General features: G+C 67.4%; 19 protein-coding genes. 7 read left to right on the plus strand and 12 right to left on the minus strand.

Annotation, left to right across the window (positions count from 1 at the left end):
- Positions 1 to 3 precede the first annotated feature (3 nt).
- Both KA383_17550 and KA383_17555 read right to left on the minus strand, forming a co-directional pair.
- On the minus strand, positions 4 to 231 hold the full coding sequence (locus KA383_17550; GenBank protein MBP7747924.1) for a (2Fe-2S)-binding protein: 228 nt from the start codon (positions 229 to 231) through the stop codon (positions 4 to 6).
- A gap of 81 nt (positions 232 to 312) precedes the next feature.
- Positions 313 to 1,077, minus strand: coding sequence for an alpha/beta fold hydrolase (locus KA383_17555; GenBank protein MBP7747925.1), 765 nt, complete (start codon positions 1,075 to 1,077; stop codon positions 313 to 315).
- 455 nt (positions 1,078 to 1,532) lie between these two features.
- Here KA383_17555 and KA383_17560 point away from each other — a divergent pair, with 455 nt between their 5' ends.
- Together KA383_17560 and KA383_17565 are read left to right on the plus strand one after the other, a co-directional pair.
- Entirely contained in the window at positions 1,533 to 2,786 is a 1,254-nt protein-coding gene (locus KA383_17560; protein ID MBP7747926.1) for a hypothetical protein, read from the plus strand.
- Between the two features lie 110 nt (positions 2,787 to 2,896).
- Positions 2,897 to 4,372, plus strand: a complete 1,476-nt coding sequence (locus KA383_17565) for a metallophosphoesterase (protein MBP7747927.1) — start codon at positions 2,897 to 2,899, stop codon at positions 4,370 to 4,372.
- Here the strand turns inward: KA383_17565 and ispF are convergent.
- Positions 4,356 to 4,844, minus strand: a complete 489-nt coding sequence (gene ispF / locus KA383_17570; protein MBP7747928.1) for a 2-C-methyl-D-erythritol 2,4-cyclodiphosphate synthase — start codon at positions 4,842 to 4,844, stop codon at positions 4,356 to 4,358. The two genes, KA383_17565 and ispF, sit on opposite strands and share 17 nt — an antisense overlap.
- A gap of 108 nt (positions 4,845 to 4,952) precedes the next feature.
- Here ispF and KA383_17575 point away from each other — a divergent pair, with 108 nt between their 5' ends.
- The 3 genes from KA383_17575 (at position 4,953) to KA383_17585 (ending at position 9,515) form a co-directional block, all read left to right on the plus strand.
- Positions 4,953 to 5,420 (plus strand): hypothetical protein, encoded by a 468-nt coding sequence (locus KA383_17575; protein MBP7747929.1) that lies wholly within the window; start codon positions 4,953 to 4,955, stop codon positions 5,418 to 5,420.
- A 219-nt stretch (positions 5,421 to 5,639) separates the two neighbouring features.
- Positions 5,640 to 7,700 carry a serine protein kinase gene (locus KA383_17580; GenBank protein ID MBP7747930.1) on the plus strand — a complete coding sequence of 687 codons (2,061 nt, stop codon included), beginning with the start codon at positions 5,640 to 5,642 and terminating at the stop codon, positions 7,698 to 7,700.
- Positions 7,701 to 8,399: 699 nt separating this feature from the next.
- Positions 8,400 to 9,515 (plus strand): DUF444 family protein, encoded by a 1,116-nt coding sequence (locus KA383_17585; GenBank protein ID MBP7747931.1) that lies wholly within the window; start codon positions 8,400 to 8,402, stop codon positions 9,513 to 9,515.
- Between the two features lie 12 nt (positions 9,516 to 9,527).
- On the opposite strand, the gene KA383_17590 is transcribed toward KA383_17585, so the two are convergent.
- From KA383_17590 to KA383_17615, 6 genes are all read right to left on the minus strand, one after another.
- Complete coding sequence (locus KA383_17590; GenBank protein MBP7747932.1) at positions 9,528 to 11,267, minus strand: serine/threonine protein kinase; 1,740 nt, start codon at positions 11,265 to 11,267, stop codon at positions 9,528 to 9,530.
- Positions 11,264 to 11,881, minus strand: a complete 618-nt coding sequence (locus tag KA383_17595; protein MBP7747933.1) for a hypothetical protein — start codon at positions 11,879 to 11,881, stop codon at positions 11,264 to 11,266. Before KA383_17595 ends, KA383_17590 begins: the two co-directional genes overlap by 4 nt.
- A 112-nt stretch (positions 11,882 to 11,993) precedes the next feature.
- Positions 11,994 to 12,515 carry a DUF456 domain-containing protein gene (locus tag KA383_17600; protein MBP7747934.1) on the minus strand — a complete coding sequence of 174 codons (522 nt, stop codon included), beginning with the start codon at positions 12,513 to 12,515 and terminating at the stop codon, positions 11,994 to 11,996.
- A 142-nt stretch (positions 12,516 to 12,657) separates the two neighbouring features.
- Entirely contained in the window at positions 12,658 to 12,858 is a 201-nt protein-coding gene (locus KA383_17605) for a hypothetical protein (protein MBP7747935.1), read from the minus strand.
- A gap of 75 nt (positions 12,859 to 12,933) precedes the next feature.
- Entirely contained in the window at positions 12,934 to 13,242 is a 309-nt protein-coding gene (locus KA383_17610) for an RNA-binding protein (GenBank protein MBP7747936.1), read from the minus strand.
- 239 nt (positions 13,243 to 13,481) lie between these two features.
- The gene (locus KA383_17615) at positions 13,482 to 14,366 is read right to left on the minus strand and encodes a bifunctional 5,10-methylenetetrahydrofolate dehydrogenase/5,10-methenyltetrahydrofolate cyclohydrolase (protein MBP7747937.1); all 885 of its coding nucleotides are present in this window, start codon (positions 14,364 to 14,366) and stop codon (positions 13,482 to 13,484) included.
- A 241-nt stretch (positions 14,367 to 14,607) separates the two neighbouring features.
- Here KA383_17615 and KA383_17620 point away from each other — a divergent pair, with 241 nt between their 5' ends.
- Entirely contained in the window at positions 14,608 to 16,275 is a 1,668-nt protein-coding gene (locus tag KA383_17620) for an MFS transporter (GenBank protein MBP7747938.1), read from the plus strand.
- Here the strand turns inward: KA383_17620 and KA383_17625 are convergent.
- Positions 16,218 to 16,583 carry a YkgJ family cysteine cluster protein gene (locus tag KA383_17625; GenBank protein ID MBP7747939.1) on the minus strand — a complete coding sequence of 122 codons (366 nt, stop codon included), beginning with the start codon at positions 16,581 to 16,583 and terminating at the stop codon, positions 16,218 to 16,220. The two genes, KA383_17620 and KA383_17625, sit on opposite strands and share 58 nt — an antisense overlap.
- Positions 16,584 to 16,767: 184 nt before the next feature.
- On the opposite strand from KA383_17625, the gene KA383_17630 reads away from it, so the two are divergent.
- Complete coding sequence (locus KA383_17630) at positions 16,768 to 17,283, plus strand: hypothetical protein (protein MBP7747940.1); 516 nt, start codon at positions 16,768 to 16,770, stop codon at positions 17,281 to 17,283.
- A 120-nt stretch (positions 17,284 to 17,403) separates the two neighbouring features.
- On the opposite strand, the gene KA383_17635 is transcribed toward KA383_17630, so the two are convergent.
- A complete protein-coding gene (locus KA383_17635) occupies positions 17,404 to 17,832 on the minus strand; it encodes an ACT domain-containing protein (GenBank protein ID MBP7747941.1) in 429 nt (142 codons plus the stop codon).
- Positions 17,833 to 17,952: 120 nt separating this feature from the next.
- The gene (locus tag KA383_17640; protein MBP7747942.1) at positions 17,953 to 19,020 is read right to left on the minus strand and encodes a Gfo/Idh/MocA family oxidoreductase; all 1,068 of its coding nucleotides are present in this window, start codon (positions 19,018 to 19,020) and stop codon (positions 17,953 to 17,955) included.
- Between the last annotated feature and the right edge of the window lie 3 nt (positions 19,021 to 19,023).

The following is a 19,023-nucleotide window of genomic DNA, read 5'->3' on the forward strand; positions in this document are numbered from 1 at the left end:
CGCCTACGTCTTCGCCGGCGGATCGATGTCCGGCAGCTTGAACGTCCGCTCGCCGTAGCGGACTTCGCCGGTGCGGAGGAACTCTTCGAGGTGTGGCCGGCACGTGCCGCAGCCGGTGCAGCAACCGGTCTGGCGGATCAACTCTTCGATATCGGTGATCCCATGCCGGCGGGCATAGCTGCGCAGGGCGATGAAGCTGAGTTGCTTGCAGTCACAGCGGGTGGTGCCCATGGCGGGATTGTAAGCGGTCAGCAATCAGCGGTCAGCACTCAGCCAGAGCTACTGACCTGCGATCGGCCGCGCGAGCCGCGCTTACGCCAGATACCGCCGGGCCCAGGCGGCTAGCAGGTCGGCGACGTAGCGGGCGTCCTGCTCGCGGGCGATCAGGAGATGATCGGCGCCGTCGAGGGCGATGAAGCTCTTCGGGTGGCGCGCGGCCTCAAAGATGCGACGGGCGTGGTCGATGCCGACCACGTCGTCGGTGGGCGAATGGAAGATCAGCAACGGCAGATTGAGCTGCGCGACTTCGGCCAGGACATCGTGCTTCCGCAGATCGTCGAGCAGTTGCCCCTTGATCCGGATCGGGCGGCCAGCCACCTCCACCTCGGCGACCTCGTCATGCCCCAGCCCCGGCGCCTGCCGCGTCAGGAACTCCTGCATATGCCCGAGTCCCGCCGGCGCGGCGATCGTCGCGACCGCGACCGTCTCCGGAATCTGCCGGGCGGCGACGAGCACCGCCGTCCCGCCGAGGCTGTGGCCGATCAGGATGCGCGGCGCCTGGTAGTTCTGGCGGAGGAAGTCGGCGGCCGCGAGAAGATCGGCGAGATTTGACGTGAAATTGGTGTCGGCGAAATCGCCCTCGCTCTCGCCGAGGCCGGTGAAGTCGAAGCGGAAGAAGGCGATGCGGCGATCGACGAGTTCGCGGCTGATCCAGGTGACCGCCTTGAGGTCCTTCGTGCAGGTGAAGCAGTGGGCGAAGAGGACGTAGGCGAGCGGGTTGGCGGGGGCGTCCAGCCGGGCCGCCAGACGGTTGCCGAGGGCCCCGGTGAACTGCACGCGCTGGCGTTGCGGGAACATGCGAAACCTCAGCCGGGTGCGCTCATGTGCCGCCTCATCGAAGGGAGTTCATCACAGGGGTGGTACGGGCGTCCCGCCCGTCGTCGGAACCGGTAACATGCCCGTACCACCCATGTTGGAATACCTCTGAGGCACTACAGAGCCCATATCCACGGGTCGCCGGCAGAAAACCGTAGGCTGTTTTCGGACGCGCGCCAAGCGGGACGGCGGCTGGTAGCGCGGCTGGTTCACCGGGGCCGGGCAGGTGCGGTGCGGGCGGCGACTGGCGTTCCAGCACACAACGCCCACGCGTTATCGGAAGCCGCCGGTAACGACGGGGTTGGCGGCGGTGGCCGGCGCGTCGCTATCGGAATGGTCTGAGCGCCCTGCCCGATTCGGACGATGGAACCGGGGCAGACGGAGTTTCGAGACGTTCACCCCGGCCCGCGAAGCCGGGCCAGCACCCGAGGAAGTGCATGAGCACGGTGACGACCCCAGCGCCGCACACCGCCGAGGATGAGGGCGGGTTGATCCTGACGGCGGACGCACCCGGGACCGGGTTGCGCAAGACGAGCCAGCCGCCCCGTTCGCGCGGGGCCCGCTGGCGACGGCTCTGCGATGACCTGACGGCCCGCGCCGAAGCGCTCCGCAGACTGCGTGACGAGATCGAGCCGAAGGCCGCACTGCTCGACGACCGCGCGAAGGAGCTGGACACGCGTGCGGCGGACCTGGATGCGCAGGTGCGGCAGAGCGAGGCCCTGGCCGCCGAACTAGCGCACGGCAGCGCCGAGCTGTCAAAATTCGCCGCCCAGCTCGATGCGCGGCGCGCAGAAATGGACCAGGAGGCGGAAGCCCAGAAGATTCGCAGCGAGGAGTTGGCAGCGCTGGCCGCCGCGGTGGATGAGCGTGAGAAGGAGTCCGCCTCCCGGGCGCGTGCGCTTGACGAGCGCGCGCGGGTCCTCGAGATGCGGGCGCGCGAAGTACACACGCAAGTCGGTGAGCTGTCGGCGCGGATGGCGGAGCTGGAGCCCCGGCAGGCCGCGCTGGAAGACCTGGCCGAACGACTGAACCGCCAGCGTCGCGAGGTGGACGCCCAGAGCGCGGCCTGCGCGGTGCGCGAGCAGGAATTGGACGAGCGGCAGCGCACGCTGGGCGCGCTGGCCGAGCAACTGGCCACGCGCGCGGCCGACGTGGATAAGCGCCAGAAGGCGCTCGCGAAGGTGGCCCACAAGGTCAAGGAACGGCGGCGTGCCATGTCGCGCCGCGTGGCGGAAGTCGAGGAGAAGTGGCGCGCGATCCAGGGCGCGACCGAGCGGCTCGAGGCTCGCAGCGCCGAGCTGAACGCCTGCCGGTCCGATCTGAGCGCCGAGACGGCGCAACTGGCCGAGCTGCGCAGCCAGCTCACCGTGCGGGCCACGGAACTCGATGAGCGCGAGGCAGAGCTGGCCGCCAACCTCAGCCGCCATGAGCAGCGCGCCCAGATGCTGGATCGCCGCACCCTGGAGGTCGATCGGCGCGAGCGCACCCTGGGGCGACGCGCGGACGAGCTGGCCGCCCGCGAGCGCGAGCTGAACGTGCAGCGGCAGCGGCTGGAAGCGCAACGCGGCGACTTCGACGCCTGCGTCGGCACGCTCGCACGCTGGATCGGCTCGTACGTCAGCGCGGCGCGGGCCGAGGGCGAATCCGCCAGCAGCGGCAGCAACCTGGACGACGAGACGACAGTTCGCTGACGGTGCCCGACACGGCGCCGTCTGCTCTGTCCCGGGGGCTACGCGGGCGGAGTCTGACTATCACATCCTGGCCGCAGCCCTATACTCTTCAATGAGCCAGGAGAGTCGGTATGCGGCGCGGGTGTGTCGGCGTGTTAGTTGCGTTGGCCGTTGGCGTGCGCGCTGGCGGCTGTGAACACACGACCGGGTTACTTCTGCCGGCACGGGAAAGCGACACGCTGGACCTGCCCGCACCCGTGCTGGTTGCACGCCTCATGCACGTCAGCGACCTGCACCTGATGGATACCCTGTCGCCGGCGCGGTTCGCGCAGGCCCACGCGTTCAGCGCGACCGCCTGGCGGCCGTACGAGGCGTACTCGACGCAGCTCGCGGACGGCATTCTGCGCGCCACCAATCGTATCCACGCTGCGGGTCGGACAATTGACTTCGTGATGCTCACGGGAGACGTGTGTGACAACGCACAGGCGAACGAACTGGCGTGGCTGCGCGCCTTGTTCGATGGCGGCGTCGTGAACCCGCTGTCGGGGCCGGACGACCGCGCGCCGGCGGACCGTCCGGCGGTGGAACTAGACCCGTATGCGGCGTTCGAGGCGCAGGGGCTGTATCGGGCCGGCGTGCACGGCGCGCTACCCTCGATTCCCTGGTACACGCTGATCGGGAACCACGATGCGCTCGCCCTCGGCGTATTTCCGTTTTTCGAGGCGGCCGCTGGGCATCGCACGGCGCCGCTACCGCTCGAGTGGCGGCCGGGGATCGTGCTGCCCGTGTTGCTTGACCCCACCGGGGCGTGGGCCTACGGCAATGTCACGCCTGCTGAGCCGGGCCCGCCGGGGTGGTTCGAGGTGGCCCAGCCGGTGGTGCCGGACCCGGCGCGGGCGTACTTCAGCAAGCCCGAGTTCGTGCAGGCGCTGTTCACGACCGCGACGGAACCGGCCGGGCATGGGTTTGCCGGTGTGGATGCGGGGGCGACGTGGTACAGCGTGAGTCCGGTGGCGGGTCTGCGGCTGATCGGGCTCGACACGACGGACGCGGTGCGGAAGCTGCCGGGTCACATGTACGACAACGGCGCGCTTTCGCGCGCCCAGTTCGCGTTCCTGCAGGCGGAACTGGCCGCCGCGATCCGGCGCGGCGAGCTGGTGATCGTCGCGACGCACCATCCCAGCGACACGCTGACGACGCTCGCGGGCACCGAAGTCGGCGCGGACGAGTTTCGCGCCGCCTTGCAGGCCTGCCCGGCGGTGGTGCTGCACCTGGCCGGGCACATGCATCGCAACCGCGTGGTCGATCGTGTGACGTATGTGGAGATCGAAACGTGCGCGACGCTCGATCCGCCGCAGGAGGCCCGGCTCGTCGAACTATGGCGCGACACGACCGGCGGGCAGATCGCGGTGGTGTACGAGATGTTCTCGCACATTCAAGATGAGCTGCCGCCGCTGGGGGATGATCCGCTGCGGGCGCTGCGCGCGCAGGCGCTTGCGCGAGGTGACAAACTGGCCGCGGCGCGCCAGCGGCAGCACGATCCCTCCGGGGCCGACCCGCGCGGCACGCCCGCCGATCGCGCCGGCGTACTCATCCTGCCGCGCTAGGGCCGAGGAGCACTGCCGCCCAGCACGCGATGGCCTCGCTACGGCCGATCGCATCCAGGCCTTCGTTCGTGGTTGCCTTGACACCGACGCGGTCCGGCGCGAGGCCGAGCAATGCGGCGACGGCAGCGCGGATGCGTTCCTTGTGCGGCCCCAGACGCGGCTGCTGGGCGTGGATGATGAGATCTACGTTTTCGACTGCGTAGCCGCCGGCACGCGCGCGGCGCAGCGCCTCAGTCACGAAACGCCGGCTGTCGGCACCCTTCCAGGCAGGGTCAGTGTCCGGGAAGAGATCGCCGATGTCGGGTTGGCCGGCGGCGCCGAGCAGCGCATCGCACACGGCGTGCAGCACGACATCCGCATCGCTGTGGCCGAGCAAGCCCCGATCATGCGGAATCGGCACGCCGCCCAGGATGAGCGGGCGATGTTCAACGAGCCGGTGCAGGTCATAGCCGATGCCGATCCGCGTGCTCATTAGACGGTCCGCCGGTGGTACGGGCACTTGGTGCGCGGTTATGCTATCGAGCGGGCGTCCGAACGGCGAGTCGGGCGACACGTAGAATCAGAGGAACGGCAGGCGCGAATGGCGAAGGCACGGCGGTCCAACGAATACACCGACTATCGCCGGGTGCTGAAGGCGAAGGGCGATGTCTCCCTGGGCGCCTACGCCCGGGCGGAACGCCGGCGGCGCATTCTGATCGGGCTGGCTGGGCTGGGGCTGATCGTGGGGGCGGGCGTGGCGTACTACCTGCTGCGGCCGGCACCGACCAAGCCAATGGTGCCGACCGTGCCGCTGGCCGTCCGGTGCGTGGTGCCGACTTGCGGTTGGGAGGGCGTGCTGGACGTGCCGCTGGCGCAGACCGAGCAGCCCCAGGAATGTCCGAAGTGCAAGCAGCGTTCGTGCCAGAAGCTGTGGGAGTGCCGCGATTGCGGGACGCAATTCCTGCCCAAGGGCGTGCCGACCAACCTGCGGTGTCCGGCGTGCGGAAGCGCGGCGGTGGGCACGGCCGAGGCGACGGTGGGCGGGCTGGAGGGTAGTGACTCGCCCTGAGCAGCGGGTGACACAAGGGTTCAGGGCGAAGCGGTCGATAATGTTCTGGCGAGGACGCCGGCGGGCCGCGTTGACGGGCCGCGTGGTGGTCCGTAGCATCGAAGCAGACGCGGGGAGGCTTGGGGCCGTCGAGGTCCGATAACGGCCGCCCCGCGAGTTGTTGCCGCCTGCGGGCAGACCGGCACGTCTGCGGTCTGGCGGCGGGCATGGAGGCTGCAGATGTCTGGTCGCGACAACGTCCTGGCGGTGATCGATCGCCACCTCGACAGTCAGAAGTTCCGCCAGCAGCACTGGGAGGGGAGTTTCTTCGACTATGTTGACCTGGTGCTGGCGGACCCGCGGCTGGCGCGGAATGCGTTCCAGCGCGTGTACGACATGGTGCTGCACTTCGGGACGGAGAAGTACACGTACCTGAAGCAGGACTATGTGCACTACAAGTTCTTCGACGACCCGATCGACAAGGGCGCCGACGCCGTGTACGGGCTCGACGCGTCGCTGATGCGGCTGGTCGAGACGTTCAAGTCGGCGGCCCAGGGCTACGGCAGCGACCGCCGCATCCTGCTGCTGCACGGGCCGGTGGGGTCGAGCAAGAGCACAATCGTGCGGCTGCTCAAGAAGGGGCTCGAGTACTACTCGCTGATGGATGAAGGGGCGCTGTACACGTTCTCGTGGAAGGTGCCGAACGAGGACGGCTCGTGCGAGCTGCAACCCTGCCCGATGAACGAAGAGCCGCTGAAGCTGATTCCGCGCGCGGCCCGGCGGGAGATCCTGGCGCAGATCAACGCCGATCTGCCGGAGGATCGCCAACTGCGCGTGGAGGGCGATCTCGACCCGTTCTGCCGCAAGACGTTCGAAGACCTGTTGATGAAGTACGAGGGCGACTGGCGCAAGGTGCTGGAGCACGTGGTCGTGCGGCGGCTGGCGCTGTCGGAGAAGGACCGGCTGGGCATCGGGACGTTTCAGCCGAAGGACGAGAAGAACCAGGACTCGACCGAGCTGACGGGCGACATCAACTACCGCAAGATCGCGCAGTACGGCTCGGACTCCGACCCGCGGGCGTTCAACTTCGACGGCGAGCTGAATATCTCGAACCGCGGCATCTGCGAGTTCATCGAGGTGCTGAAGCTGGACGTCGCGTTCCTGTATGACCTCTTGGGGGCGTCGCAGGAGCATACGATCAAGCCGAAGAAGTTCGCGCAGACGCACATCGACGAGGTGATCATCGGGCACACGAACGAGCCCGAGTACAAGAAGCTCCAGAGCAACGAGCTGATGGAAGCGTTCCGCGACCGCACGATCAAGATCGACATTCCGTACAACATCCGGCTGTCGGACGAGATCAAGATCTACGAGAAGGACTTCGGCAAGGACAAGGTGCGCGGCATCCACATCGCGCCGCACACGGTCGAGGTGGCGGCGATGTGGGCCGTGCTGACGCGGCTGGCGGAGCCGAAGAAGGCCGGGCTGACGCTGTTGCAGAAGCTGAAGCTGTACGACGGCAAGAACATCCCGGGCTTCACCGAGGACTCGGTCAAGGAGCTGCGCGAGGAGTCGCCGCGCGAAGGTATGGTGGGCATCAGCCCGCGCTACATCCAGGACAAGATTTCGAACACGCTCGTGGGCGAGCAGGCCCAGGCGGACCGGGCGATCAACCCGTTCATGGTGATGAACGAGCTGGAAGGCGGCCTGAGCCACCACTCGCTGATCACGGACGAGGAGCAGAAGAAGCGCTACAAGGAGCTGCTGACGATCGTCCGCGAGGAGTACGAGGACACGCTCAAGGCTGAGGTGCAGCGGGCGATCTCGGCGGACGAGGATGCGATCCAGCGGCTGTGCGCGAACTACATCGACAACGTGCGGGCTTACACGCAGCACGAGAAGGTGCGCAACAAGTACACCGGCCGGGACGAGGCGCCCGACGAGCGGCTGATGCGCGCGATCGAGGAGAAGATCGACATTCCCGACAGCCGCAAGGACGATTTCCGCCAGGAGATCATGAACTACATCGGCGCGCTGGCCTTGGACGGCAAGAAGTTCGAGTACAACACGAACGCGCGGCTCTACAAGGCGCTGGAGCTGAAGCTGTTCGAGGACAGCCGCGACACGATCAAGCTGAAGAACGTGGTGTCCGGCGTCGTCGATGACGAGACGCAGGCGAAGATCGACGTGGTGAAGCAGCGCCTGATCAAGTTCTTCGGCTACAACGAGACGAGCGCGACGGACGTGCTGAACTACGTTGCCAGCATCTTCGCCCGCGGCGACACGAAGCGCGAGGATTAACGCGCGCCGTTTCCGGTGCGGGGCACGGCGCCTTATTCCCCTCCCTCTCAGGAAGTGGGCAGGGGGAGGGTCGACGGCAGGAGCGGCGTATCCTCTCCCTGGGAGGAGGAGGGATCGTGACCGCCGCTGGTCGTCTGCTTGCGGGGTAGATCACTGCGGTTTCAGCGTGAACGGCGCCGGGCGGGTCGATAGCCTGAGTGTATCTGGTGCGGCGTGGCCCCGGGGAAGGGCGCGCCGGTGCCGGGAGTGAGGTGCGCGATTGGACCAGCGACCAGACTGCGCTGCCAGTAAGAGCGTAGCGCACATCAAGGGGTTGTTGGTCCGGACGCAGGCATCGTCGCTGCCGGCAGGATGGGGGCCAGGATCTCTCGGATGGCTGCCATACGTTCAAAGACGTGGTCCAACTTCTTGCGCACGGTCGAAACGACTGCTGCGCTATCAGGCTCTTCATCCTCGTCCCATTTCGAAAGGACCTCGTTGAAGAGTGTGGTCCAGCTATCAGCAATCTTCTTTGGATCCGGGAATCGCTTGAACCCGAGTTCATCTGACCGTGCCACGAGCTGTTGAATGGCACGTCGTCGCCACTCGGTGCCCTTACACCACCCAAGCGCTGCTCGCGCCCTCGACGGCTCTCACCTCTGGCGGTATAGAATCCGATAGAAAGGGCGTCTGACGCCTTTTCCTGGACTTGCAGGTGCCATGGTGGATAACGGCGGCCCGCTCAAGATCGGCAAGGACCATCAGCGCTTCCGGCAGATCGTCAAGGGGCGCATCCGTAAGGACTTGCGCAAATTCCTGACCCGCGGCGAGCTGATCGGCAAAGAGGGCAAGCGCCTCGTCAGCATCCCCGTGCCCGGTATCGACCTGCCCCATTTCCGCTATGGCGACAACAATGACCAGGGCGTCGGGCAGGGCGACGGCGAGGCCGGTCAGACGGTCGACGGCGATGAATCCGGCGCCGGCCCCGGCGGGACCGAACCCGGCCAGCACATCCTCGAGGTCGAGGTTTCGCTCGAAGAGCTGGCTGACATCCTCGGCGAAGAGCTGCAGCTCCCGCGGATCATGCCCAAGGGCCGCCACAACATCACCAGCGTCAAGGAGCGCTACAGCAGCATTCGCCAATCCGGTCCGGAGTCGTTGCGGCATTTCAAGCGAACGTTCCGTCGCGCGTTGCGCCGGCTGATCATGTCCGGCGCCTGGGACCCGAACAACCCGAAAATGGTCTTCGAACGATCGGACAAGCTCTATCGCAGTTGGAAGCCGGTGCGCAAGCCGCAATCGAACGCCGTCATCGTCTACATGATGGACGTCTCCGGCTCGATGGGTCACGAGCAGAAAGAGTTGGTCCGGCTGGAGGCCTTCTGGATCGACGCCTGGCTCCGCCGCAACTACGACGGCATCGAGAGCCGGTACATCGTGCACGACGTGCACGCCGCCGAGGTCGATCGCGAGACGTTTTTCCATCTGCGCGAGGATGGCGGCACGAAGATTTCGAGCGCGTTCAAGTTCTGCAAGGAAATGCTCGACAAGCACTACGCGGCGAGCGAATGGAACATCTACCTCTTCCATTTCTCCGACGGGGACAACTCATCGGAGGCGGACTCGCGCGAGTGCTGCGACATGCTCAAGCAGCACCTGCTGCCGAACGCGAACCAGTTCGGCTACTGCCAGGTGGCCAGCGCCTACGGCAGCGGGCATTTCATCAACGTCCTGCGTGAGCACCTGGCCAACCAGGAGAACATGGTCACCAGCCGGGTGAACACGAAGGACGACATCTACGACAGCATCAAGGAATTCTTCGCCAAGGGCCGTTGAGCCGTGGTGCGCCTACGGGGGGACTTCGGGGGTGTCGCTGCCGGCACCGACGCTTGCTTTGTAGAGCTGCGCGGTCCACTCGGCGGACTGGGCGGGCCGACCCCAGGCATCGTAGAGCTGCACCAGCCGACGCATGGCCTCGAGCGTCTGCGGATGCTCGGGTCCGTAGGAGCTCCGCAGGCCCTCGTAGCTGCTGAGCAGCGGCAGTTCCGCCTGCGCGTATCGGCCGAGGCGGATCAGGCACTCACCGTGCTCGCTCTGAAGCTTCGCGGCATACCAGTTGCGGCGCGGCAGCACGAGCTTGGCGATCGCCACCAGCCGCCCGTATTCAGCCTCGGCCTCCTCCGCGCGGCCTTGTGCCAGCAGTTGGGCTGCGGTCGTGCGCAGCACCTCGAGCGGAATCCGCGGAAGGATCGGCGGCGAGGCCGGCTGGCCATCGTCCTCGGCCCTGTCGGCGCCGGTGTCCTCGCCGAGGATGAATTCCGTCAGCCGCTTGGTGGCCTCGGCCTGGGCCCGGGCGTGCTCCTCCGCGGCGCGGGCGCGCAGCAGGCCGCTGTACGTCCCGATGGTCGTGGTCGCGAGGCCGAGCAGGACGGCCGCTAGCGTGGCGACGAGCCCCTTGTTCCGCTGCGCGAACTTCGTCCATTCGTACCAGGTGCTGGGCGGACGGGCGGTGATCGGGCGGTCCGTCAGGTAGAGCCGCACGTCGCCCGCCAGCTCCGATACGCTCTGGTAACGCCGGGCCGGCTCCTCGGCTGTCGCCGTGCGGATGATGGTCTCGACATCCGGCGGCACGCTGGGATCGATGGCCCGCGGGCGTCGCGGCTGCTGCTCGGCGAAGACGCGCCACGCCTCGGGGAGCGGCAGGTCCTCGACCGGGTAGGGCAGGTCGCCGGTCATGAGCTTGAAGAGGATCACGCCGAGCGAGTAGACGTCGCTGCGGACGTCGCACGACTCGCGTTCGCCGCGGCGTTGCTCGGGGCTCATGTAGGCGAGCGTACCGACCATGGCGCCGGTGGTGCCGATCCTGGTCCCGTGCGTCGTGTCGCTGCCGGTGATGGCGGCGACGCCGAAGTCGACGACCTTGACCTGGAGCTCCTGGCAGGTGGGGTCCTTGGGCGGCAGGACGAGGATGTTCGAGGGCTTGAGGTCCAGGTGGATGACGGACTTCATGTGGGCGTGCTGAATCGCCTCGCAGATCTTGCAGAACAGCACGAGGCGCTCGCGGCGCGGCAGGTTGTGCTGCTTGACGTAGTCGTCCAGCCGTTCGCCCTCGATGAGTTCCATGACGAAGTACGAAAGACCGTCCTCGGTCTGGTCGGCGTCGTAGATGCTGGCGACAAAGGGGTGGTTCAGCCGCCCGAGGATGCGCGGCTCGTGACCGGACCAGCGGGCGTCGCCGCCGCCGGTGTGGACGACCTTGAGCGCCACGCGGCGGTGCGGCCAGCGCTGCTCGGCCTCGTACACGGTGCCCATCCCGCCGTGGCCGAGCTCGCGGATGAGGCGATACGGTCCGATCTGCCGGCCGACCAGCGCATCGGTGCGGGGCGGCTTGTCCACGGGGCCGGCGAGGAGCGACGTTTCCAGGAATGTGCTGCCGCGTTCGCTGGCGGCGAGCAGGTTCTCGACCTCATGGCGCAGATCCGGGGCGTCGGGCAGCTCCGACGTCAGAAACGCATCCCGGGCCTCGGGCGGCACTTTCTGCGCCGCGTGGAAGACCCGCTCGATGATGCGGAAGCTGTCGGCGTTCATGGCGGCACCGTCGCGCTGTCGTTGGCTGGCGTGCTGCCGTCCAGGGCGTTGAACAACCAGGCCTTCGCCAGCCGCCAGTCGTTGTGAATGCTGGCGCGCGACAGCCCCAGCTCGTCCGCCGCCTCCTGGAAGGTCAGGCCCAGCAGGAAGAGCAGCTCCACGACGCGCGCGTGACGGGGTGATATTTCGTGCAGGCGCTGCAGGGCCTCGTCGAGCGCGAGGAAATCGGAGCTGTCCCAGCCCTGCTGGGCCGCGCACTCGTCGGAGAGCAGTTGGCGGTGAAACACGGGCCGATGCGCGCCGTTGTGCCCGCGCCCGCCGCGCTTCTGCGCGTCGATCCGCCGGGCCAGGTCGCACAACTGCTGGCGCATCTTCTGGACCAGCAGCGCCAGGGCGTGGGCGCGCGACGTGCAGTTCTCGACACCGCATTCCGACAGCTTGAAGAACGCCTGGTGGACCAGCGACGCGGTCCCCGGCCGGTTCAGGCCCGACCACTTGGCCAGCAGACGATGGGCACGCTCGCAGGCCTTGTCGTAGACCAGCGGGATCCAGTCCCGCAGCCGCTGCGGAGCCTCGCTCCCGGGCTCACCGTTGTTGCCCCGGTCACTGACCATCTGTCTTCCGTCGCGCACGTTGTGTCGCACGCCGGCGGGCCGGCGCCGTCACACCTTGATTATACACGTTTGGGTAAGACCGCAGGGTTGCCATGCCAGCCGCAAGCCCGCATCACGGCCAGAACGCCGCGATTGCCACGGTGATCCAGATCGCGGCACCAGCTATCAGCTTGGCAACCGTGCCGGCGAAGCGTCCCACGCCCGCCCCGAGACCCGACTTCAGAGCTGCGTGGCCAGAACGCCCGCCGCTGAGCTCGAACGCCCAGGCGCCGATCGCGGCGCCGCCGCAGGTGCCCAGGAGGGAGCCCAACACCGGCGCGAAGAAGGTGCCCACGACGGCACCCAGGATGGCTCCCAGCAGTGCGCCTAGCGCCCCCCGGCGCGTTCCGCCGACGCTCCGGCTGCCGACCGCGCCGGCGACGAACTCGAAGACCTCGGCGGCCAGCGCGACCACGCCGATCGCAATCAGGACGGGGACGCCAATGAGCGGGGTGCCGTCGCCGGTGTCCCACCACCACCACGCGACGAGCAGCGTGCCCAGCACCATCAGCCACGTGCCCGGCAGGCCGACGACAACCAGGGCCAGCCAGCCGGCGTTCAGGAGCGTCAGCCCGGCCGCAATGAGATAGGACATACCATCCTCACCGCCGCTCGCGGGGCACAGCCGCACCGGCGGCCGCGCGAGCACACGCATTTGGGTGCCCGTTCGGCCCCGCTGCGGCGCCGCGCCGCGCCGGTGCGACATGGCGGCGCTCCCCGGTGGCGCCGCCGGTCTTCTACGGCTCCGGCGGTGACTGGGCCGGCGGTGGGATTGGCGCGACGCGGAGGTTGCGATAGGCGCCTTCCTGCTGAAACCGACTGCAGTCCCGGTGAGCTTCCTCCTCGGTGTCGTAGCGCCCGAGCGTGACCGTCAGACCATCGACAGCCTGGGCCTGAATCCGCCAGCGCTTCGGCTGAATGGGCCGGATCGGAGGCATGCGGTACTCCTTGAACGGTGGCGCCGGCGCGCCGGCCCCCGGCAGCGGCCCGTGGGTGGCGCCGCAAGCACAAACCTAGTACCGCCGACCGCCGCCACGGCCGCCATGGCCTCCGCCACCGAATCCGCCGCGGCTCTCGCGTGGCCGGGCTTCGTTGACCGTGAGGGTGCGGCCGTCGTGCTCGGACCCGTTGAGGGCGGTGATCGCTGACTGGGCCTCGTCGTCGCTGCTCATCTCCACAAACGCGAATCCCTTGCTGCGCCCGGTCTCTCGATCGGCAACGACCTCGGCGCTGCGGACGGTTCCATGCTGCGCGAACAACTGCTCGAGATCCGCGCTGCTGACGGTGTAGCTCAAGTTCCCGACATACAACCTCTTGCCCATCGGATCACTCCATACGATGGCAGGCCGGACCCAATGTTTCTCTTTCAGGGTCGCGTGTGAAAGCGGCCGACGTTTCGGCCTGGGAGGTAGGAAAGCGATCCAGGCCATGCAGTCTGGATTGGTTGCACAATCTTCACGCACACGCCTGATTCGACGAACCAACCGTGTTCATTATAACGCCGGGTCGACGACTGTCCAAAGCCAGGCACCCCCGCGGCGCGCACGCCGCGAACGCCCCCTCAGACCCCGCGCCGCAGTTGCTTCTGCGCGGCTTCTACCGTGTTGCGCAGCAGCATCGCCACCGTGAGCGGTCCGACGCCGCCCGGCACCGGCGTGAGCGCGCTGGCCACCTCGCGTACCGCGGCAAAATCGACGTCGCCGACCGTGCGGCGAACCTCGCGGCCGTCCGCGTCGCGTTCCTTGATGCGGTGAATGCCGACGTCGATCACCACGGCCCCAGGTTTCACATGTGCGACGCCGATCGCGCGGGGCTGGCCCATCGCGACCACGAGAATGTCCGCCGCCCGCGTGTGGCTCGACAGGTTGCGCGTCGCAATATGGCAGCCAGTCACCGTCGCTTCGTGCGTCAGCAGGAACATCGTCACCGGCCGGCCGACAATGCGGCTCTGGCCGACGACGACGGCATGGGCGCCGCGCTCGACGACGCCGCTGCGGCGAATCAGCTCGGTGACCGCGAGGGCGGTGCAGGGGGCGATGAGCGGCTCGCCGTAGAAGAGCAGGCCGATGTTGGCCGGGTTGACGCCTTCGACGTCCTTGTACGGATCGATGTGATACTGGGCGACGGCGGGCTCGATGTGTGGCGGCAGGGGCAATTGCAGCAGGATCCCGGTCACCGTCGGATCCGCATTCAGCCGGTCGAGTGTCGCCAGCAGTTCGGCCTGCGTGGTGGACTCGGGCAGCTCGACGAGGTCGTACTGCACGCCGACCTTGACGGCGAGGTGGCGTTGCGAACCGGCATACAGCCGTCCGGCCTCGTCCGTGCCGACTAGAACAGCGCAGAGCTTGATCGGGCCGTGGTGGGCGTTGTACCACGCGACCTGGCGGGTGACCTCGGTGCGAATCTCGGCGGCATACGCCGCTCCGTCAAGAATGCGCGCGGGCATGGCGTCTCCACCTCGGCGCTCGGGCGGCGAATGAACGCGTGCCACCACCGCCGGCTCCACAGTGCGACACAGACCGAACGTCGCCGGCCGGCATGCGAAAGAGAGATTAGACGAACTTGCGCTGGCTGTCGAACCGGGGGCGCCGGCGCGAAAGCAGCGTCAGCCGGTTGCGGGGAGCGCGCCCGCCGGCTATGAAGTGCCAGATTCTACTTGCGTCGCGACCCAGCGCGAGGAGCCCAGCATGGAGAGTGTGCCCGCCAAGACCCCGTTTTGGGTGCAGGTGCGCAGCCTGCCGGCAAATTTCTGGTACGCCAATGTCATGGAGATGTTCGAGCGCCTGGCGTTCTTCAGTGTCAGCGCCATCCGCGCGTTGTTCCTGGTTGCGGCGACCAGTTCAAACGGGCTTGGGCTCAGCTATACGCAGAAAGGTACGATTCTCAGCATCTGGGCGGCGCTGCAGTGCCTGATCCCGATGGTCTCCGGCGGCTATACGGACCGCTACGGCTACCGAAAGAGCTTGGCGGTGGCCTTCACGATCAACACCCTGGGCTATCTGCTGATGGCCCATTCGAAGGGCCTCGCCGATGTGCTCGGCGGGCGCGGGCTGCCGGACGCCGGATTCTGGGTCTTCCTGTTCGCGGCGTGCATGGTGGCCAGCGGCACCGCGATCTTCAAGCCGCCGGTCCAGGGCACGATCGCCCGCGTCACAACGGCGGAGACTTCGTCGCTGGGCTGGGGGCTGTTCTACTGGGTCGTCAACATTGGCGGAGCGCTGGCTCCGGCGATGGCAGGCTCGCTGCGGGGTGAGGTTGACTGGCGCTACGTGTTCTATTTTGCCGCGGGGGTCACCGCATTGAACTTCCTGCCGGCGTTTTTGCTCTATCGCGAACCCGCGCACGTGCCGGCTGCCGCGGGCGACGAGGAGCAGAAAGGGCCTTTCGGAGTGTTCTGCGCGTCGATCGCCAACGTTTTCAGGGACCCGCGGCTGGTCGCGTTTCTGCTGATCTTCTCGTGCTTCTGGCTGATGTTCATGCAGCTCTTTGACCTGCTGCCGAACTTCATCGACGAATGGGTGAATACCAGCGACGTTGCCGGCTTCTTCGGTACCATTCGGCACGACTGGGTCACGGCGACCGGACAGACCAAGCCCGAGATCATCGTGAACATCGACGCCGTAACGATCATCCTGCTGGTCATTCCGATCTCCTGGCTCATCAGCCGCATGCACAAGGTGGCAGCCATGATCATCGGGATGCTGATCGCGACCTTCGGCTTCATCGGTTGCGGGCTGACGACGATCGGCTGGCTGTGCTGCGTCATGATCTTCGTCTTCGCGATCGGCGAGATGATCTGCAGCCCGACGTTCAGCGCGTACATCGGCCTCATCGCGCCGCCGGACAAGAAGGCCCTCTACATGGGCTATTCCAATATCCCGCTCGCGATCGGCTGGGCCGTCGGTAACCTGCTGTCCGGCTACGCCTACGAGCACTTCAGCAGCAAGGTCAATCTGGCCCGACACTACCTCGTGCATACGCTCGGCCTGCCGAATGACCTGGTCGCGAATACGACCGCGCTGCCGGGCGAGCAAGTGGTCAACAGCCTGGCTTACATCGTGAAGACCGGCGACGGCGCGGCAGTCTGCGACGCGGTCTCGTCACTGACGCAGTACACCGCCAAGAGCCCCGCCGCGCCCGAGCAGATCACCGCCGCCTTCGAGCGCATCGTCGCGCAGGTCGACCCGGCGGCTGTGCAGCACGTCACGCAGCTGCTGTGGAACGCGTATCACCCGCAGGTGGTGTGGTTCGGGCTGGGTGCCGTGGGCTTGATCGGCACGCTCGGCATGATCGGGTTTTACTTCGTCACACGGGGCGGCGGCTCGGGACCGGCGGAATCCGCTTCGGCCGCCTGAATTTCGTATCCGAATCGTGCCCGCGCCGCGACGCAATCCGGCGAGCCGGCGGCGAACTCGCGGCAGAGCGTCGGTCGCTGGGTGTAGATCCGGCACGCGTTGGCGTGCAGCGGCCCGTCCAGTGCCACGCAGCGGTCGGTGTCCCGGTGCCGCTTCATGAAACGCAGGGCCGGCGCCCCCGGGCGGCGATACAACGTGGTTAGCGCCACCAGCCGCGGGTCGCCCTCGAACTGGTCCGCCTCCGCGTCGGTCAGCAGCACATCCAGGCCATGACAGCACGCACCGCAGGTTTGACAGTCAAACGACATGATCGACGTCCACGTGGTGGCCACCGGCCTTCGGCGCCGTTCGCGCCGGCCCGCACTGGCACATCCGGCCCTTCCACGGGTAATCTTAGGCGCTCCGGGGCCCGGTGGCACGTCGGCAGCGATCGGCCGGGTGGCGGTCACGGCTTGCGCCGGTGGCTCTGGACGGACCACGGGAGGCACGGTCGTGAAACAGATGTTCGTCGGTGGGGCGGTGCTGGTGTTGTTGGTCGGGGGGCTGGTCGCGTACGGCGTGCGGCACTTGCGCGCGCAGTTCAGCGGTGCGGAGGGGTTCCCGGTCGGCTTCGCGCTGGGCAACGCAGGCTCGAACAGCATCGAGCTGCACGTCGCGGTGACGCACGACATGGTGAAGGCGGACCCGCCGACCATCACCCCCAACGGTGTATTGCTCTGGAACGAATGGGTTCCGCAGCATTTCGAATTGCGCGACGCGGCGGGGCAGTCCGTGCGTCTGAACCGCGCGGGCACCAGCGTCGTGATCAACGAGCGGAAGGCGTTCAACCCCGAGTTCTACCTGGTCGCACGACTCACGCCGGGCACCACGTACAGCCTCGACTACATCCCCTATGTGGGCGAGAACAAGCGCCACCGCCATACCTTCACGGCGACGGCGGCCGAGCAGCCGTTTCAGCGCCTGATCTTCGAGACCATCCGCACTGCCCCGCCACGGTCGGCGCCGTAGTGTACAAGCTCGTTGCAGGTGGCTCCGGTCATGGGTGGTGGGGCGTCCCGCCCGCCGCGGCAACGGGCAATATGCCCGTACCACCCATGTTGGAGTAATTGTGAAGAACTGCGTTGGCGGCTACGTCCCGAACAGCTTCTGCAGGACGTCCTTGGCCCGGTCCGCGTCCGCGTCGGCGTAGAAGGCGATGCTCGTGACGCAGCGCCCGCCGAGCGACAGGGCAGCGTAGCTGAGAATGTTGATGTTGGCGTCCGACAGCGCGTTGGCGATCTTCGCGCCGAGCCCGGGCGCGTCCGGCGCCTCGATCCGCAGCGTCCGCAAATGGCCCGCCTTGGACAACCCGGCCCTTTCCGCGGTCTCCAGCTCCTGCACGCTGCGCAGTGGGGAGATGAACAGCGTGGCCTGGCCGGAAGTCTCGCGGCGGGCGATGATCAGCTCGAGATTGAGGCCGCCGGCGCTGAGCGCCCGCAGCTTCTCGCCGAGCGCCCCCTTGTGATCCGCCAGCGTGCCACCCCAGACGTGCTCTTTCGTGATGCGATAGTCTTTCATGTCGCCTCCCGAGGCAACGAGCCGCAGCGATCCGCTTTGAACACGCCCAGAATGTACCGTCCGCCAAGGCGAAGTGGTAGTGCGAAGTTGAAGTCCGCACGTCCGTGTCGGTCGGTCGTGCTACGTCCGACGTACGGACTGGCCAACAATGTCCGCCGCCAGCCCCACGCGTCCGCCGGCGTCGCCGTCCCAGGCATGCGTCGCGATGCTCTGCACGATCTGTTCGGCCAGCCGGACCGCGGCGACGCCATCCTCCACGCTGACCGGCGGGCGCTTGTGCGTCCGCACGCATTCGACGAATGTCTCCAGCTCGGTGCGCAGCGGGTCCTGGTCGTCGATCTGCAGCGGCTCGACGTGGACCATTTTGCCGAAGTCGAGGCCCGCCATCTGCGACAGGTCCTCGATGTTCTTCTCGCGCGCCAGCTTCAGCACGTCGAGGTTGCGGTCCAGCGTGATCGCGACGCCGACCTTCTTCTGATAGTCCAGCGAGACGTACGCCTTCTCGGCGAAGACCCGCAGCTTGCGCTCGGTCTTCAGCGCCAGGCGCGACGCGGTGAGGTTCGCCACGGCGCCGCCCCTGCAGGTCACGCGCGCGTTCGCGATGTCCTCGTACTTCCCGAGCACGTTGACGCCGACCGCATCGACGCGCTGCACCTCATCGCGGACCAGGTGCAGCAGGATGTCGATGTCGTGGATCATCAGGTCGAACACGACGCCGACATCCGCCGAGCGGAACGTGAACGGGCTGATCCGGTGCGTTTCGACGAATTTCGGCCGCAGCCCCAGCCGGTCCACCGCCCGCACCGCCGGATTGAAGCGCTCCGTGTGCCCGACCTGCACGATGACGTCATGCTCGCGGGCAAGCGCGGCGATCTGCTCGGCATCCGTCGCCGTTGGCGCCAGCGGCTTCTCGATCAGCACATGAATGCCACGCTCGATGAGGGGCCGGCTGACGGCCAGGTGGTGCACGGTCGGGACGGCGATGTTCACCGCGGCGACGTCGCCCAGCTCCGGCGTCAGGCGGTCGGCGTAGCGCACCTTCAGCGGTTCGGCGAGCTGCCGCGCGCGCTCCACGTTTGAGTCGATCACGGCGACGAGCTGCACGCCGGGCATCTGGGCATAGGTGCGCACGTGGTGGCGGCCCATGTGGCCGGCGCCGATCACGGCAACGGGCAGGGGGGTATTCAACGG

The organism is Phycisphaerae bacterium (assembly GCA_017999985.1).
Lineage (GTDB): Bacteria > Planctomycetota > Phycisphaerae > UBA1845 > Fen-1342 > JAGNKU01.

What these genes read in the sequence shown, in the direction of transcription:
- KA383_17620 (MBP7747938.1), top strand. Translation starts at nt 14,608, where the DNA reads ATGGAGAGTGTGCCCGCCAAGACCCCGTTTTGGGTGCAGGTGCGCAGC.
- KA383_17600 (MBP7747934.1), bottom strand. Translation starts at nt 12,515, where the DNA reads ATGTCCTATCTCATTGCGGCCGGGCTGACGCTCCTGAACGCCGGCTGG.
- KA383_17605 (MBP7747935.1), bottom strand. Translation starts at nt 12,858, where the DNA reads ATGCCTCCGATCCGGCCCATTCAGCCGAAGCGCTGGCGGATTCAGGCC.
- KA383_17615 (MBP7747937.1), bottom strand. Translation starts at nt 14,366, where the DNA reads ATGCCCGCGCGCATTCTTGACGGAGCGGCGTATGCCGCCGAGATTCGC.
- KA383_17585 (MBP7747931.1), top strand. Translation starts at nt 8,400, where the DNA reads ATGGTGGATAACGGCGGCCCGCTCAAGATCGGCAAGGACCATCAGCGC.
- KA383_17575 (MBP7747929.1), top strand. Translation starts at nt 4,953, where the DNA reads ATGGCGAAGGCACGGCGGTCCAACGAATACACCGACTATCGCCGGGTG.
- KA383_17580 (MBP7747930.1), top strand. Translation starts at nt 5,640, where the DNA reads ATGTCTGGTCGCGACAACGTCCTGGCGGTGATCGATCGCCACCTCGAC.
- KA383_17590 (MBP7747932.1), bottom strand. Translation starts at nt 11,267, where the DNA reads ATGAACGCCGACAGCTTCCGCATCATCGAGCGGGTCTTCCACGCGGCG.
- KA383_17635 (MBP7747941.1), bottom strand. Translation starts at nt 17,832, where the DNA reads ATGAAAGACTATCGCATCACGAAAGAGCACGTCTGGGGTGGCACGCTG.
- KA383_17550 (MBP7747924.1), bottom strand. Translation starts at nt 231, where the DNA reads ATGGGCACCACCCGCTGTGACTGCAAGCAACTCAGCTTCATCGCCCTG.
- KA383_17565 (MBP7747927.1), top strand. Translation starts at nt 2,897, where the DNA reads ATGCGGCGCGGGTGTGTCGGCGTGTTAGTTGCGTTGGCCGTTGGCGTG.
- KA383_17625 (MBP7747939.1), bottom strand. Translation starts at nt 16,583, where the DNA reads ATGTCGTTTGACTGTCAAACCTGCGGTGCGTGCTGTCATGGCCTGGAT.
- KA383_17610 (MBP7747936.1), bottom strand. Translation starts at nt 13,242, where the DNA reads ATGGGCAAGAGGTTGTATGTCGGGAACTTGAGCTACACCGTCAGCAGC.
- KA383_17560 (MBP7747926.1), top strand. Translation starts at nt 1,533, where the DNA reads ATGAGCACGGTGACGACCCCAGCGCCGCACACCGCCGAGGATGAGGGC.
- KA383_17595 (MBP7747933.1), bottom strand. Translation starts at nt 11,881, where the DNA reads ATGGTCAGTGACCGGGGCAACAACGGTGAGCCCGGGAGCGAGGCTCCG.
- ispF (MBP7747928.1), bottom strand. Translation starts at nt 4,844, where the DNA reads ATGAGCACGCGGATCGGCATCGGCTATGACCTGCACCGGCTCGTTGAA.
- KA383_17555 (MBP7747925.1), bottom strand. Translation starts at nt 1,077, where the DNA reads ATGTTCCCGCAACGCCAGCGCGTGCAGTTCACCGGGGCCCTCGGCAAC.